Origin of the sequence: Streptomyces sp. NPDC005794 (genome assembly GCF_042871445.1) — a bacterium.
GTDB lineage: Bacteria > Actinomycetota > Actinomycetes > Streptomycetales > Streptomycetaceae > Streptomyces.
This window is the reverse complement of record NZ_JBIAIN010000006.1, coordinates 221,071-237,199: the sequence shown is the minus strand read 5'-3', so window position 1 is coordinate 237,199 and position 16,129 is coordinate 221,071. Positions and strand designations below refer to the sequence as shown.

Genomic DNA, 16,129 nt, shown 5'->3' with positions numbered 1-16,129 from the left:
TCGGACCTCTTCCGGAAGACCGTAGGACATGCCGTCGCCCGACTGCCGGTCAAGTCGGATATCCAGCTGTACGCCGCGTCGAGACTTGGTTCCCCAGGGCGATGCGTGAGGCGGCGAAGCTCGACGAAGATCCTCCACGCCCGGTTGCAGGGACCACCTCCTGGCTGTGCTCACGTCCTTCTGGCCGGCCCCACGCAAGGATGTGATCCGGCATTCCGTTGTTCGCCAGGCGGATGAGGCACGGCGAACGAGCGTCATAGAGCCGGACACGCCGGACACGCCGGACACGCCAAGGATCTCCTGGTCGCTCCACCTCGGACTCCGGCTTCGACACTTTCGCCGTAACCAGCGAATCTTGCAGGGGGTATTGACGCGGCACACCAGCCCTCTATCATCCAGGTTGCTCGATAGCTCGATCCATGTTCGACCTACCGAACCTTCGGGCCTCTTCGGGAGCGCCGGCCATGACGGTCGAGCGGCAAGGAGTTCGCGACACCGGTGCTTCCTGTGGGAGCGCTCCCCCGTACGCACACCGCACTTCCTCAGCGCGCCGCACGCTCGGGACAAGAGCGCACGACGCATCCCTGCCAGGAAATCGAGGTAGCTCCATGCGTCACCGACTCCGCACCCTGCTGGCCTCGCTCGTCGCTCTGCCGCTGACGCTCGCGGTGGCACCGGCCGCACACGCGGCCGACCCGACCACCATGACCAACGGGTTCTACGTGGACCCCGATTCGAGCGCGAAGAGGTGGGTCGCCGCCAACCGCACCGACGGCCGGGCACCGGCCGTCGACGCTTCCCTCGCCAACACCCCGATGGCCCGCTGGTTCGGCTCCTGGAGCGGCGCCATCGGCACCGCCGCAGGTGCGTACGCGGGCGCGGCGGACCAGTCGGACAAGCTGCCCGTCCTTGTCGCGTACAACATCTACAACCGCGACTACTGCGGCGGGCACTCCGCGGGCGGAGCCGCCTCACCGTCCGCCTACGCGAGCTGGATCGCGCAGTTCGCCGGCGGGATCGCCAACCGCCCGGCCGTCGTCATCCTCGAACCGGATTCCCTCGGGGACTACGGTTGCATGACCCAGGCTCAGATCGATCAGCGCGAGGGAATGCTCACCGGTGCTCTGGCCGAATTCGGCCGTCAGTCCCCCCACACATGGGTGTACCTCGATGCAGGCAACCCAGGCTGGGAGAGCCCGGCGACCATGGCCCAGCGCCTCCATGAAGCCGGACTTCCACAGGCCCATGGCTTCTCCCTCAACGTGTCCAACTACTTCACCACGGCCGAGAACACCGCCTACGGAAATGCCGTCAGCAGTGAACTGGGAACCCGCTACGGCTACACCAAGCCGTTCGTCGTGGACACCAGTCGTAACGGCAACGGCTCCAACGGCCAGTGGTGCAACCCCTCAGGCCGACGCATCGGAACCCCCACCCGGACCGGCGGAGGTGCCGAGATGCTGCTCTGGATAAAGACGCCGGGCGAATCCGACGGCAACTGCGGCGTCGGTGCGGGCTCCTCGGCCGGCCAGTTCCTCCCCGAGGCCGCCTACAAGATGATCTACGGCTACTGAACAGGACTTTCCCGGCCCGGTTTCATCCCAGCCTCACCACCGGGCCCCGATCACCCTGCCCCGGACGGTTCACCTCACGGCTTTCGGCATCAATGGGGAGCTCCGCGCACCAGGCCTGACCCCCGCTCACTCACACAGCACTCAGAGAGGGATAGCCACAGAGAGGAGTGACATGCACATGGCAGGCCCCTTCGATAATGGAGGCGCGGCAGGCGGACAGCAATACTCTCCGCGGTGACCGCCCTCCTTGCGGCACTGATGTCCGCCAGGAAGCGTGTGGCGGGGTCCAGCGGACGTGCCGGCGAGGGTGCGGCCTTGGTGTCTGGCGGTGTGTGAGGAGCCGTTGTCGAGCATGACCTGGATCTCCTTGCCCGGGCGATCGTCCGGTCGAGCTGATCCAGGAAGGCGGTGAAGGTCACCGCGTTGTTGTGGTGTATCACCTCAGTGAGGACCTCGCCGGTGCGGAGGTCTAGTGTCCTGCGCCGGAAATTCTGTGGACCAGGCTGGAGCGTTGGCCAGCGATCTCGAGCAAGTCAGTCCTACGCGGCACCGGCGCCCCGCCCTGGCGGGCGAGGCGCCGGCCGCGGTGGGTCACCCTTCGGGCTGCAGTTGCAGCTTCCGGGTTCGCCACCAGCCCCAGACGGTGATGCGGTTCAGGCCTGTGCGTCGCCGGGCACAGCTTCCGCACTCGGGGATGCGCGCCTTGCGCGTGAGAGCGGAGATCACGTCGCCCAGACCGACTGCCGCTTGATGCCTGTGGCCGGCGCCGAGCAAGGGAATCTGGCTTTCGAGCATCTCCCAGGTCATCGGCGTGCCTGGAAGGGGCTCTGTGCGCATCCTTTCCTCAGCGCCCAGAGTTTCGACGTCCGGGTACGCAAGGAGTTGTTCGGCGACCTTGTTGTCGGCGATCCCGACATACGCGGTCCGGAGGCCGCGGACGATGACCGCGTTGGGAACCTCGTACTTCACCGTCGGCGGTGCGTGTGTTTCCGCCTTCTGCTCGACCGGCACAGCCAGCCAATGGACGATGGCATTCACGTTGCGGTCTCCCATGTCACTGGTGGCAGCATCCGACGGCGAAGCTGCAGAGCCAACTGCAATCGCACACCGCGCAGGCGGCGCACCTGGCTGCGCAGGCACCACACGCAATCGCGAGGCAGGCGACAGCCGCGGGCAGCGCCGCACTCACAGCCAGGCAGCCTGGAAGCGCCGCCAGACAGGGGCCACTGCAGCGACCGATGCACGCCTTGAACGCGTCCCAGAGGCCGTCCGCCGGTACGAGCGTGTTGCTCCCTTCTTCGAGGGTGAACTCCATGGCTGTATCCCAGCCGCCACCCTGCTGCATGAGGACTCTCACCGCCCGACGAGGGGGATCCGCAGCAGCTCCTGCCGCAGCGGAGGTGGCGACGCTGGAGCCTATGAGCCCCACCCGCTCCCCGTCGGCCCCTCCCACGTCGAGGAACAGGAGGCCGGTGGTGTACTCCCCCACGCTCGAGCCGGTGTCCCGGTCCGTCACCGGCTGCTGAAGAACGGTGCGGAATTCCGATCCCGCGGCGCTCGATTCGGACGCGTTGAAGGCGGAGAGTCCCGCCTGCTCGGCAGCCGCCTGCTGCAGTTCGGACATCCGCAGCCCCGGGTCGGTCGCGAACGAACGCCAGCGTTCCAGCGCGGCCTCAGCACTCAGAAGGGTCACGCTCTCCTGCGCGGTCAATGGCTTTTCCGGCATCTCCATCTCCCTTTCTCTGTGGATCGAATGGCGGCCACGACGGCCGGCCACCTCTGCATCGTCCATCACCCGCACTGGACGGCGCATGCCGAAACGATCCTTCATTTCATGCGCTTTCCAACGTCAATACATTGCAAGCCAAGTCTGCAATGGTGAACATCGTGAATACGAAGGGAACTGTTCCTGCGACTGCGCGCTTGCCGTACGGCACTCGGGTGAAGCTCCATCAACTGCTGCCTGCCGAAAAATTCCGATGCAAGGCACTGATGGAGGACGAACGGTGGACTCTGGCCGGGCTCAGTCGTTTTGAGGCCGCAGCCGTACGTGCCACCCGTCGTCTTGAGCTCTCCAAGGTCCGTGAACGCGGAGAAATCCTCGATTCCCTCGACCGGTTGGCGGCTCTCGGTGTCCGACTCGAATTGGCGGCGCGGGGGTGGGCCTGTCCCTGGCCGGATTACCCGGAGGAGGCCCGCGGCCCGGGAAAGTGGCCCGGTTCACGGGACGGCGGCTTCCCTGAAAAGCTGTCGCTGCGGCTTCCGGCGGATCTGGAACACCAGGTTCGGGCCGCTTGCTGGCACACGTCGGCCGCCGCGATCACGAGCCTCCGCGGCTGGCGGGACCGGTATCCGCAGGTCGTACCACGCCGCCGCTGGGCACCCGCCGGGCAGGAGAGCGCCCTGGAGACGTACCGCCAACTCGCGGATCGGGTCACCACCACCGGTGACATCTGGCGAGCGGGGATCCAGCGGGTGATCGATGCCCGGTGTGGCAGCGGATTGTCCTCGACGCGTGATTGAACCGCCGACTTGTACAGGGGCAGCGGAACGCGGTCGGGTCGGCCGCCCGTAGCGCGCCGCAGGACACCGCGCCGCCTCTCTGCGTGTCGCTCCCCAAGCAGGCTGACCGCGGATGCGCGTTGCACGTGACCCGGGGTCCACGGTTGCCGTGCAGAGACGGGGCCGGCGAACGTCTGCTTCCACTCCGAGAACGGTGCGCTGGAAGCGACGCGACGGCGCCTCCTTACTCGCGTTCAGTGAAGATCAGGAACAGGAACTTCGCACCGGCTTTGTCCGGGTCGAGACAGCCGGACTCCTCCAGGCAGTGCAGATCGGCGCCGCGGTGAAGCCGGCCCCGGGACGGCCCGTTTCAGCGTGATGACGCCCCCCGCGAATGCGGGGAGCGTCAGGGAGCACCGCGCGACGGAGCGTGCGGTCCCCTACGGCGTGTAGAAGGCGTCACTGCCGTACAGCTGCCTGGTGAACGCGGAGACATCGGCGCTGCGATCGGCGCCGTCGAGGTTGTACGTCATATAGACGCCGTACCCCTCGCTGACGGTGCGGCGGGCAAAGTCGGCGGCCGTGCTCTGCGAGGTCCGGCCGATCTCGACGGCGGCCGGCGACAGCTTCGACTTGGGCAGTGCCATGCCGGGGACCTGCCAGGTTCCGTAGTACGGGTTCCAGGCGTAGTCGAACGTGGACGAGACGTCCACGCCGCCGTAGGAGAGCCGCGAGGCGGCCGGGCCGATGTTGTAGAGGCTGATGATCTTGTCCGGCATGTTCGCGCGCAGCGCTGTCACCAGGTGCACGAACGAGCTGTCGTTGGGCTGCCCGGTGCCGTTGGTGCCGTACCCGGCGTACTCGTCGTCGAAGTCGATGCCGTCGAGGCCGTACTCGGCCACGGTGTCCGACAGTTGTGTCGCGAACGTCGCAGCCGCTTGCTGGGTCGGGAAGTTGGCGAAGCCCGCGCCTTGGTGGTTGCCGAGCACCGAGAGGACGACCTTGATGCCCTTCTGCTGCAACGGCCGTATCTCCGTGGCGGCGTCGTCGAGGACGCGCTGCACGTTCTCGTTGAAGTGCAGATACGCCGCCTTCGTACCCGTGTCGTAGTTGATGTTCGCCGCGAAGATCACGGCGACGTCGAAGACGTTGCCTCCGTCGGCGAGGGTGTACTTGCCGACGTTGCGCATGCTGTTGTTGTTCACCTCGACGTATGCCACCGAGGTCGGCCCCTGTTTCGCGGGGGCGGGGGCGGGGGCCGCTGCCGCGCCGGTCGTGGCGGTCATGGCGGTCGTGCCGAAGGCGAGGGCCGCGACGGCCGAGAGCGCGAGCGCGGCCGTCCGTACTCTGCTCCGTACCGGAGTGAACATCGTTGATCGGTCTCCCCTCGCATGGATCGGCGCCCGACCTGTTCGAAAGCGCCGAGTGAGCCCTTCGAGCTTTCCGCTCCCGTCACCGAATCCGCGAGAGTCTTGCACGAACTCTCACGACTTCCACCCACACCGCACGGCAACCCGGCGTCCGCACAAGGGAGTTGGCGCCTGCAGCCTCACGGCCGACATGCCCTGGGAGCGCGCGGGGGCGGGGACCACGGAACCGAGCGGAATAGTCCACAGAGGTCGCGTCATCCTCCACACCGAGCGCTCTAGCCTCGCTCTACTGCCGGCCGCGCGGCACCGGTGACACCCGTACACATGCTCTCTCCAGTAACCCCACGGACGGAGAATCCCCATGCGCAGGACGAGCGCACGGCACACCCTCACGATCGCCGCGACGACGACCGCTGTCGCGCTGGCACTGACCGGGGCCACCGCCGCCAACGGCGCCCCGGCACAGCAGGACAGCCCCCGGGCCGTCGCTGCCGCGGGACCGGTCGGCTTCGGCGCCGGCACCACCGGCGGCGCGGGCGGCAGCACCGTCACCGTCACGAACGCGACCCAGCTGACGGACGCCCTGAAGCGCACCGAAGCCCTGGTGATCCGTGTGAACGGCACCATCCAGCTCAGCAGCATGACCAAGGTGACGTCCAACAAGACCGTGGTCGGGGTCGGCACCGCCGGCCGGATCACGGGCAGCGGGCTGAACGTCAGCAAGGCCGACAACGTGATCATCCAGAACCTGACCTTCAGCGGCTCCAACGACGACGCCATCAACGTCGAGTACTCCACGAAGGTCTGGATCGATCACAACACCATCTCGGGCGCCAAGGACGGCGCCCTCGACATCAAGCGGGCGTCCACGAACATCACGGTGTCGTGGAACCGCTCGCACAGCCAGGACAAGAACATGCTCCTCGGCCACGACGACGGCAACGGCTCCGAGGACATCGGCAAGCTCAAGGTCACCTACGACCACAACTGGTTCGACGGCACGAAGCAGCGCAACCCCAGGGTGCGCTTCGGGAACCCGGTGCACGTGCTGAACAACTACTTCAGCAACGTGAGCTCGTACGGCGTCGCCTCCACGGAGGACGCCGGTGTCCTGGTCGAGGGCAACTACTTCGAGAACGTCGACGACACCTTCCACCGGGGCGAGGCCGACTCGGGCCCCGGCGGACTGGCCGCGAAGAACAACCACTTCGTCAACTCCACCGCCGGCGAGACCGGTGGCAGCGTGGCCGCCATCCCCTATGGCTACTCCGCCGAGAGCGCCTCGGCGGTGAAGGGGAGTGTGACCTCCGGCGCGGGCGTCGGCAAGATCTGACGCACGCCGCACCCCTCCCGGCGCCCGGCCATCCACCGGGCCCGGGACCGGGCCGGGGCAGAACCGGTGAAGAGGCTCGTCACCGGTCTTGCGCCGGCCCCTTGCCTCGTCTACGTTTCCCGGACCGGCCACGGACGCGTGACCGGCGGCGGACGGCTCTTCCCGGTGAGGGAGGCACCTGCATGGACGAGCTGGACAGGCGCGTGACGGACGGCGCCACGGACGGGTCCGGCCAGGGCGGGCCACCCGCGTCCGGAGAGCCGGACGGGCGGCGCCCGACCGGGGCGCGTCCGACGATCGGGCTCGTCACGGCGAACATTCATCTGGGGGTCGGCGCCACCCTCTGGTCCGGCGCCCTCGGCGCGGCGGAACGCAACGACGTGAATCTCGTCTGTTACCCGGGCGGACCGCTGCGCCACGGCGACGTCCCGCGCAGCGCCCTGTACGAACTCGTCGGTCCCGCACGGCTGGACGGCGTCGTGTGCTGGAGTTCGACGCTCGGTCTCCCGGCCTCCGGCGAGCGCGCGGAACGGCTGATGCGACAGCTCGCCTGCCTGCCCGCAGTGAGCCTCAACCAGCCTCTGAGCGGCCTGGAGGACACCCTCACCGTCGACTCCTACGCGGGGATGCGGGAGGCTGTCGGGCATCTGGTGGGGCTGCACGGCCGCCGCCGACTGGCCTGTATCCGGGGCCCGTTGGCCAACCCGGTCTCCCAGGAGCGGCACCGCGCCTTCACCACGGCACTGGGACGGCACCGCGTCGCACACGACCGCTCCCTCACCTGCGCGGCGGTCGATTTCACGGCGGGCGCAGGAGCGTCCGCGATGCGCGTCCTGATCGAGGCCAGAGGCTTCGTACCGGGCGTCGACTTCGACGCGGTGATCGCCTGCAGCGACGTGCTGGCGGCGGACGCCCTGCGTTTCCTGACCGCGCGCGGAGTGCGGGTCCCGGAGGAGGTCGCGGTCATCGGCTTCAACGACTCCCCGGAAGCGCTGCTGTCCGACCCTCCGCTGACCTCGGTCGCGCTGCCGTTCGCGGAGCTGGGCGCCCTCGCGGTGGACACCCTCGTGGCCCGGCTGTGCGGCTCGCACCCGCCGGCCCGTACGGCGGTGCCGGGGACCCTGGTCGTACGACGGTCCTGCGGCTGCCACTCACCCCTGGTCTCCGGTGGGTACGCCACCACCGGTGCGTCCGCCACGCCGGGCCTCAGGCCCGCCGCGTCGGAACTCTTCGCACCGCTGCCGCACGCGGCGCCGCAGCTCGCCGCCGCCTTCCGCGCCGACACCGTGCTCATCCCCACGGTGCCCGCCGGCCCCGGCCCCGCGCAGGCCCCGGTCGGGGAATTCCTTCCCCTGCTGGAACGTCTGTTGGGCTCCCACGTCCATACCTCGCGTGATGTGGCCTCGTGGGACGCGGCGCTCGTGCGGATTCGCGGCCCCGTCCTCGCCTCCCTGCCGCCCCCGCGCGGCGAGCGCGGTGAACTGCTGCTCGGGCAGGCCCGGTTGATGGTGGCCGAGAAGGCCCACCGGCTGCTGGAGTACGAGCGCTGGGAGCAGGTCCGGCAGTCCCAGCGATTACGGGAGCTGGGGACGGCGCTGACGACCGTCGTGGACGTGGAAGGGCTCACCGACGTACTGGAGCGCCATACGGTCACCGCGCGGATGCCCCGATGCCGCCTCGTGCTGTACGACGGGACGGGCCGGAGCACGGACCGCACCGTGGCCGCTCTGGCCCGCGTGCAGCTCGCCCAGGACGAGCGCCTCGCCCGGGGACGGACCGCCGGCACCGACGTGGCCTACCCCGCGGCGCTGCTCCTGCCCGACCCGCTCATGCCGGACGCCCGCCGTTTCACCCTCGTCCTGGAACCCCTGCACATCGGTGAGGACCACCTCGGCTTCGCCGTCTTCGACGCCGGGACCGTCCGGGAGGCCGAGCACGCGGGCGCGCTGTTCCGCGCACTCGGCGACCAGATCAGCGCGACCCTCAAGGGGATTCGCCTGTTCGACGAGGTACGGCGCGCGCGGGACGCGGCCGAGCAGGCCAGCCGCTTCAAGACCCGGCTGCTCGACCATGTCACCCACGAACTGCGCACCCCCGTCGAATCCCTCCTGCGGCACACCGGCGTCCGGTCGCGCGACGCGCTCGCGCTCGTGCGCCGCGACGCCACGCAACTGCTCACCCTGATCGACAACCTGCTCGACCTCTCCCGGTCCGAGGCGGACGATCTGGACCTGACCCGCCGCCTCCAGGACCCGGCGCCGCTGCTCACCCGGGCGTTCCTGGCCGCGAGCGCCGCCCGGCACGCGGGCCCGAGCTGGGAGATCACCCTGCCCGACCGGCTGCCCGTCGTCCCGGTCGACGGCGCCCGGCTCAGCCGGATCATCGCCAACCTCCTGTCCGCCGCTGCCTCCCACGCGGGCGCCGACGGCCGGGTGACACTCGACGCCGAGGCCGGTCCCACGTCGGTCCGTACCACCGTCACCTCGGCCCGTACCGTCCAGGAACCGGCCCGGCCGCCCGGGCCCGCCGCCGGTGGGGCCGTTCAGGAGGCCGCGCCGGCCGCTTCCCCCGACGGTCCCGGTCCGGTCGGCGCGGACACAGCCCTCGGCCCTGCCGATCCGGCGGAACCGTCCACCGTCGGCTTGCGGGCCGCGGAGATCGGCCTGGCGACGGCGCACCGGCTGGCGATGCTGCACGGGGGTTCCCTCACCACCGAACGCGGCCCCGGCCGGCTGCGGCTCGTCCTGGACCTGCCCCTGCCGACGCCCGGTGGGGGCCCGCCGCCCGCCTCCGGACGGGGGGAGACCCTTGTGGTGGTCACGCCCCGGGGCTCCGTCCCCGAGCTGAGTGGCCTCGCCGAACGCCACGGTCTGCGGTTGCGCCGGCTGACGGCGGGCGCCGACATCGACTCCCTGGTCGAGGAACTGGCCCCGGCCGCTGTCGCCTGGGACCCGTCCGACGCCGGTCCCGACGAATGGCCCGCCGTACAGCACCTGCACGACCATCCCCGGCTGCGTCACACCCCGTTCCTCCTCTACGGCGCCGAAGGACAGGACCTGTCCCGTACGCTGCGCTCCCTGCGCCCCGGCACTCTGCGGGGGCCCGTCATCGCCGCCGCCTCGTCCGAACGGTCCCGCAAGGACTGTGTTCGGCTCGTGTCGGCCGCGCTCCCCGATCATCCCCTGCGGATCGCGCCCGACGGCACGACCGCACTGGCACTCGTCGCGGAGGAGCCGCCGGTGCTGATCATCCTGGAGCGGTCCCTGCCCGACATGTACGCGTTCGACGTCGTCGACCACATGCACCACGGCGCGGGACCCGCCCCCTGTCCCGTGGTCGTGCTGAGCGAGCGCGGCTTCGGTACGGCCGACGCCCGCCGCGCCAGTCCGCACCCCGCTCTGCTGCTGCTCGACCACGCCGTCCTCGGACCCGAGGGGGCAGCCGCGCTGCTGCGGATGATGACGGATCGTCCGCCCTTCGCCACGCGCTCGCGCGCCCCGGTCAACGCGGCGCTGGTCTTCCTCTACGAGCACTACCGGCACCGCGTCTCCCGCTGGCAGATCGCCGAGGCCGCCGGGATCAGCGCCGACCATCTGAGCCGGCTCTTCCACCAGCAGTACGGGCTGACCGTGTGGGACTACCTCACCCGGTTGCGGATTCAGCGGGCGGGTGAGCGGCTGCGGCAGAGCGGGGACGGCATCCACGCGGTCGCCCGGTCGGTCGGCTTCCACGACCGCGCCTACTTCAGCCGGGTGTTCCGCAAGGTCACAGGGGAGTCGCCCCATGTCTTCCGCACCCAGGCCGCGGCCGAGGCCAGGAGTGTGACGCGGGAGGTGCCGAAGTGACGTGCGAGTCGGCTCGGCTCGCGCAGCATGGCGACCATGTGTGGATAGCCTGTCAGTTCCGTTAAATGGGCCTCATTTGCAGCCACAGCACAGAGTGCCGTCTTGCCGCCCACGGGAGAGCCCTGATGTGATGACGTTTTCGGACCCGGCTGGCTGGGGGACGCCGGTGTTCATGGGGTGGCGGCAGCAGCCGCTCAGGGGCCCGCTGAAGGGACACGTTTCATGGGCGAGGACATAGGGGAGCACGCGGTCCGGTTCCGGATTCTGGGCTCGTTCGAATGCTGGGACGGGCCGGAACGTGTCCGGGTCGGTGGTCCCGTGCACGAGAAGGTACTGGTCACCCTGCTGTTGGAGCCTCAGCGCGTACTCCCCGTCTTCCGGCTGGTGGAAGCCGCCTGGGACGAGAACGCGCCCGCCACCGCGGCCCACCAAGTGCGCAAGGCGGTCGCCGAGTTGCGCCAGCGCATCCCCGACGGACGGAACCTGATCGTCACCGAGGGTCCGGGCTATCGCGCACTGACCACACCCGAGCAGGTGGACCTGAGCAGGTTCACCGAGGGTCTGAAACAAGCCAGGGAGGCGACCGCTTCCGGTCAGACCGCGTACGCCGCCACGGCACTGCGCGAAGCGCTCGACCTGTGGCGGGGCCCGCTCCTGTCCGGCAGCGGCGGCTCCGTGCTCTCCGCTGCCTCAGCGGCCCTGGAGGAGCGTCGGCTGACCGCTGTCGAGCAGCTCTTCGATTTACGGCTCGCCGCAGGCGAGAACGGTGAACTGATCGGAGAGTTACGGGAGTTCATCGAGGAGAACCCACTCCGTGAAACTCTGCGCGGTCAGCTCATGCTCGCTCTCTTCCGGTCCGGTCGGCAGGCCGAGGCACTGGAGGAGTTCGCCAAGGTCCGCGAGTTCCTGGTCGACGAACTCGGTATCGGCCCCGGCGACGCCCTCACCGACCTGCACCACGCCATCCTGCGCAACAGCCCCGAGCTCGCCGCTCCGGTCCAGCCCGCCGGCCCCGCTCCGTTCACCCCGGAGGGCTCGCCCTCCACCCTCCCCTACGACCTGGGCGACTTCACCGGTCGCGAGGAGGAGGTCCGCCAGCTGCTCGGGTTCGTGGAGGACGCCCCCGGCACCGGACCGCTCATCGTCGCCATCGACGGCATGGGCGGCAGCGGCAAGACCTCCCTCGCCGTGCGCGCGGCCCACCAGCTCACCGATCGCTACCCGGACGCCCAACTCCACATCGATCTACGCGGTTTCACACCGAGCGAACCGCCGCTCGGTGCCGGGGCGGCCGCCGAGGCGCTGCTGCGCATGCTCGGCGCACCGGGCGAACGCATCCCCGACGACGCGGAGGGCCGCATCGCCCTGTGGCGGCGCACCATGAGTTCCCGGCGGATGATCCTGCTTCTCGACAACGCCGTGGACGAGTCCCAGATCAGGCCGCTCCTCGCCTCCCCCACCCAGACCCTCGTCCTGGTCACCAGCCGTTCCCTGCTCGTGGACCTGGACGCCGCACACACCGTCTCCCTCGGTGTCATGCCTCCCCATGACAGCGTCGCCCTCGTCGAGGGCGTCCTCGGCAGCGCCCGCGCGCGCGCCGAACCCGAGGCCGTCGCGCAGCTCGCCGAGCTCTGCGGTCATCTGCCGCTCGCCCTGCGCATCGCCGCAGCCCGGCTGCGCAAGCGTCCCCGCTGGACCGTCCGCTACCTCGTCGAACGGCTCCGCGACGACGCCCACCGGCTGGCCGAGCTCAACTCCGGTGAGCGCAGTGTCGAGGTGACCCTGCGGCTGTCGTACGAAGGACTGTCGGCCGAGACCCGGGAGGCGTTCCGGCTGCTGGGCCAGCACCCCGGATCCGAGATTGAGGTGTACGCGGCAGGGGCGCTGCTCGACAAACGGGCGCGGGACGCGGAGGACGTCCTGGAGTACCTCCTCGACATGCACCTGCTGCAGCAGCACGAGACCGGCCGGTACGCCTTCCACGACCTGGTCCGCAGCTTCGCCCAGAACCTCTCACGCGTCAGCGGCCGCCCCGCGCCGGGAACCGAGGACGGGGACGTGGGCGCCGACAACGAGGAGGCTGCTCGCGCCGTGCGGCGTCTCCTCGACTTCGCGCTGAACGCCACCGACACCGCTTGTGACCTGCTCTTCCCCGGACGGGTCCGGGTCCACCGCCCGGCGCACCGGTCATCCGCCGAGCTCCCGCCGCTGGACACCCCGGACCAGGCCCGGAACTGGCTGGAGCGCGAGCAGGACTCGCTGCTGGCCGCCGTCTCCCTCGCGTACCGCTGGGAACTGGACAGCCATGTGGGACTCCTCGCCGCCAACGTTGTCTTCCCCCTCGATCTGCGCGGACGACTTGAGGAATTCCGGGAGTTGTGCCGCACCGCCGTCACCGCTTCCCGCCGGCTCGGCGATCCGGCGCTGTTGCGGTTGAGCCTGTCGAACCTCGCCGTCGCCTGCTGGAAACTGGGCCGCTTCGAGGAGGGGATAGAGATGTCCGAGGAGGCGTTCGGTCTGGCCGTCGAGCTCGCCGACCGGCGCGGTGAGGCCAAGGACACCGGCGTCCTCGGTCTCCTGCTCAGCGCGCTGGGACGGTACGACGAGGCGCTGCCCCGCCTGGAACAGTCCATCGCGATCAAACGGGAGCTCGGTGCGGAGCGTGCCGAGGCCGAGTCCCTCACCAGCCTCAGCAATCTGTACGCCGAATGGGGGCGCTACCCCGAAGCAGTGGAGGCGGCCGCCCGCGCCGTCACACTGGCCCGCAGCATCGGAGCGGTCGACAAGGAGGTCGAGAGCCTCACGGATCTGGCGGTCGCCCAGCTCGGCCTGGGCGCGGTCGACGAAGCCGCCGATCTGCTGGGCCGGGCCCGCAAGCTGGCCGTGGACGTCATGTCGCCCGCCGACATGTCCCTGCTGCTCGCCCTGTCAGCCGAGGCCGCCGACCGGCTCGGCGAGAACGCCCAGGCCACCGAGTGGGCGGAGTCGGCGCTCCAGCTCGGCGACCTGAGCGGCGCGCCGATGCGGGAAGCGGCCGTCGGCAACATCGTCGGCCGGCTGCACGCCCGCAGGGGCCGATACGCCCTCTCCCTCGAACTCCACCAGCGGGCCCATCGCGCGGCCTCCGGTATGGGCTACCGCATCGAGGAGGCGCGGGCCCTGGCCGGCATGGCCCACGCCCTGGAACACCTCGGCGAACTCGAGTCCGCCCGGGTCCACCGGGCAACAGCGGACAGGACGTTCGACGCAATGGGGGTACCGGCCGGGCGGACGACCTGAACGGCCCGCTCCACCGGTGGTTCACACGCACCGGATTTCCGAGAGGTCCGTCATCGACGCAGGTACGCGGATGCCCCGCTCCCGTGGTGGGAAGCGGGGCATCCGCATGACAGGGGTACCGGGAACGGGGAGGCGCTGATGCGCAGGGACCTGGGTCAGGCCGCGAGGTTGGGGCCCTCACCGGAGGTGGGAGCGTAGTTCGGGCCCTCACCAGAGGTGGGAACCACGTTGGGGCCCTCACCGGAGGTCGGCGCGTAGTTCGGACCCTCACCAGACGTCGGCGCGTAATTGGGACCCTCACCAGAGGTAGGAACCACGTTGGGGCCCTCACCGGAGGTCGGCGCGTAGTTCGGACCCTCACCAGACGTCGGCGCGTAATTGGGACCCTCACCAGAGGTGGGAGCGACGTTCGGACCCTCACCATCGTCCGTCGCCAGGTGCGCGGTGGCCACGAAGACGTGTGCGGTTCGGTCCGTCGTGACCGCTGCGGCGGCACTGCCGGCACCCAGCGTGAGAACGGCCGCCGTAACGATTCCCGCCATCGTGAACACCGTGTTCCGCATCTGATTTCCCGCCTTCTGGAGTGGTCCTGCCTGGTCTTTCCTGCTGACAGGAACGACTTTCGCGGTACCCGCTCCCGGCGCGTTCCGCTTCCGCTACCGCCCGTTCCCGCCCGACGGGAACGGAGCGGGAAACCCTGACCCCGGACGCGGGACAGGCGTCAGGAACGTGCCTGGAGCACAGGTGCGCGAGGGGCCCACCACGTCGCTCGGCGGGCCCCTCGCGGGGTGAAGGCGCGGGGTCAGGCCAGGAGGTCCGCAACGGCAGCCGTGCGGACGGCGAGCTCTGCGGGCGTGAGGGCGGTGAGCACGGCGTGCCCGTCCCGCACCTCTCTCACGCCCGGGAGCGCCGTGATGCTTTCCGGCACATCCTGCGGATCCGGCAGCGGGACGGCTGTGGCGCATCCGACCGGTACCGGCGACTCCATCGGCTTCCCCGACAGCGCGCGCACCAGTTCCCGCTCCGGCACACGTCCCGTGGTCAGCTCGATCAGCCGGGAAGCGGGCCAGCTCGCGTGTTGGGTGAGGGAGTTGATGATGCGAGGACCCTGCTCGGTGAGCGCGATGCGGGTGAACGCATATCCGAACTCGTAGCCGGCGAGGTCGAGCAGCCCGGTGGCCAGCGCCCGGATCTCCGCCTCTTCCAGCCGCGTGAGCGGCGCGGGAAAGGTGTGGACGGGGTGCCCCTCGCGCACCGTGCCGACATCGTCGGAACCGGGGCCGGGCCCGGGCGCGGACCCGGACCCGGGCGCCGGACCGGCAGACGTACCGACCGATCCTGTGAAGCGCAGTTCGACGATGCCCGTGACCCGGTGCATCCCTTCCGCCGTCAGCGTCTCCACGCCGTACTCGATGGCGTACGACGCCCCGTCCCGCGTCCCGATGGGCAGCGCGACCGCCTCCCACTGGGGGCCGCTGCGCGTCAGCAGGCCCCGGATCTGTGACGGGTCGGCCAGCAGGCGGGCCGCGGCGGCGGGGTTCGGGGACAGTCCGAGGTGTTCGGCGGTCTCCAGTACGGCGGGCAGGCTGCTCGCCTCACCGCAGGCGATCAGCCTGCTCGCCCGGTGGGTCCGGGCGGTCCGCGCAAGGTCCTCCCGGAGCGCGTCGTCATCCGGGAAGCCGATCGTGTCGGTGACGGTGAGGACGTGGAAGCCGGCCTCCGTGGCCTCCGTCACCAGCCGGGGTGACGGAGAGACCAGAAGCAGATGCCGCGGATCGGAGTGGGTGGGGCAGTCGGACGACGTCATTGCTGTCCCCCGGTGTCATTCGGGGCGGGCGGCGCGGCAGCGGCCTGGAGCGCGTCGGCGAGCACGCCGCCCTTCCCCCAGTGACCGGGGTCCACGTCCCGCACGATGACGGTGACGGCCTCCTCCGGGCACCCCGCTATGCGGGACACGCAGGCGGTCAGTTCACTGACCAGCTCCTGGCGTTGTGCACGGTCGTTCCCTTTCCACCAGTCGACAGAAATCACGGGCACGGGAAGCTCCTCTGTGGGAAGTCGTGTGCGGTGCGGGCGTTGCACCGGCGGGGCCGCGCACCGGAGATCCGGTGTGTGGCGGGGTGGTCCTCCGGCGAGTGTGAGGTCGGCCGTTCCCGTCTGTTTCCCGCCACGTTCCCGCCTCCTTCCCACGACACCGTCCAAGGCCCCATCGAGCGGGAACGTGCC

General features: G+C 70.0%; 10 protein-coding genes. 5 read left to right on the top strand and 5 right to left on the bottom strand.

Features of this window, described 5'->3' with window-relative positions:
• Positions 1–608 precede the first annotated feature (608 nt).
• A complete protein-coding gene (locus ACFYQ5_RS12280) occupies positions 609–1,574 on the top strand; it encodes a glycoside hydrolase family 6 protein (RefSeq protein WP_389196714.1) in 966 nt (321 codons plus the stop codon).
• Between the two features lie 591 nt (positions 1,575–2,165).
• Here the strand turns inward: ACFYQ5_RS12280 and ACFYQ5_RS12275 are convergent.
• Together ACFYQ5_RS12275 and ACFYQ5_RS12270 are read right to left on the bottom strand one after the other, a co-directional pair.
• The gene (locus tag ACFYQ5_RS12275; RefSeq protein ID WP_389196712.1) at positions 2,166–2,612 is read right to left on the bottom strand and encodes a hypothetical protein; all 447 of its coding nucleotides are present in this window, start codon (positions 2,610–2,612) and stop codon (positions 2,166–2,168) included.
• A gap of 16 nt (positions 2,613–2,628) precedes the next feature.
• Entirely contained in the window at positions 2,629–3,405 is a 777-nt protein-coding gene (locus ACFYQ5_RS12270; RefSeq protein WP_389196710.1) for a hypothetical protein, read from the bottom strand.
• 44 nt (positions 3,406–3,449) lie between these two features.
• Here ACFYQ5_RS12270 and ACFYQ5_RS12265 point away from each other — a divergent pair, with 44 nt between their 5' ends.
• Positions 3,450–4,097: a hypothetical protein gene (locus ACFYQ5_RS12265; RefSeq protein ID WP_389196708.1), complete on the top strand. Its 648-nt coding sequence runs from the start codon at positions 3,450–3,452 to the stop codon at positions 4,095–4,097.
• Positions 4,098–4,516: 419 nt separating this feature from the next.
• On the opposite strand, the gene ACFYQ5_RS12260 is transcribed toward ACFYQ5_RS12265, so the two are convergent.
• Positions 4,517–5,446 carry an endo-beta-N-acetylglucosaminidase H gene (locus ACFYQ5_RS12260; protein WP_389196706.1) on the bottom strand — a complete coding sequence of 310 codons (930 nt, stop codon included), beginning with the start codon at positions 5,444–5,446 and terminating at the stop codon, positions 4,517–4,519.
• A 361-nt stretch (positions 5,447–5,807) separates the two neighbouring features.
• On the opposite strand from ACFYQ5_RS12260, the gene ACFYQ5_RS12255 reads away from it, so the two are divergent.
• The 3 genes from ACFYQ5_RS12255 (at position 5,808) to ACFYQ5_RS12245 (ending at position 13,903) form a co-directional block, all read left to right on the top strand.
• Positions 5,808–6,779, top strand: coding sequence for a polysaccharide lyase family 1 protein (locus ACFYQ5_RS12255; protein ID WP_389196704.1), 972 nt, complete (start codon positions 5,808–5,810; stop codon positions 6,777–6,779).
• Between the two features lie 182 nt (positions 6,780–6,961).
• Positions 6,962–10,624, top strand: coding sequence for a substrate-binding domain-containing protein (locus ACFYQ5_RS12250; protein WP_389196702.1), 3,663 nt, complete (start codon positions 6,962–6,964; stop codon positions 10,622–10,624).
• Positions 10,625–10,846: 222 nt separating this feature from the next.
• A complete protein-coding gene (locus tag ACFYQ5_RS12245; RefSeq protein ID WP_389196700.1) occupies positions 10,847–13,903 on the top strand; it encodes a BTAD domain-containing putative transcriptional regulator in 3,057 nt (1,018 codons plus the stop codon).
• Between the two features lie 802 nt (positions 13,904–14,705).
• Here ACFYQ5_RS12245 and ACFYQ5_RS12240 read toward each other — a convergent pair.
• Together ACFYQ5_RS12240 and ACFYQ5_RS12235 are read right to left on the bottom strand one after the other, a co-directional pair.
• Complete coding sequence (locus ACFYQ5_RS12240; RefSeq protein WP_389196698.1) at positions 14,706–15,710, bottom strand: hypothetical protein; 1,005 nt, start codon at positions 15,708–15,710, stop codon at positions 14,706–14,708.
• A complete protein-coding gene (locus ACFYQ5_RS12235) occupies positions 15,707–15,940 on the bottom strand; it encodes a 4-oxalocrotonate tautomerase family protein (protein ID WP_389196696.1) in 234 nt (77 codons plus the stop codon). Before ACFYQ5_RS12235 ends, ACFYQ5_RS12240 begins: the two co-directional genes overlap by 4 nt.
• Between the last annotated feature and the right edge of the window lie 189 nt (positions 15,941–16,129).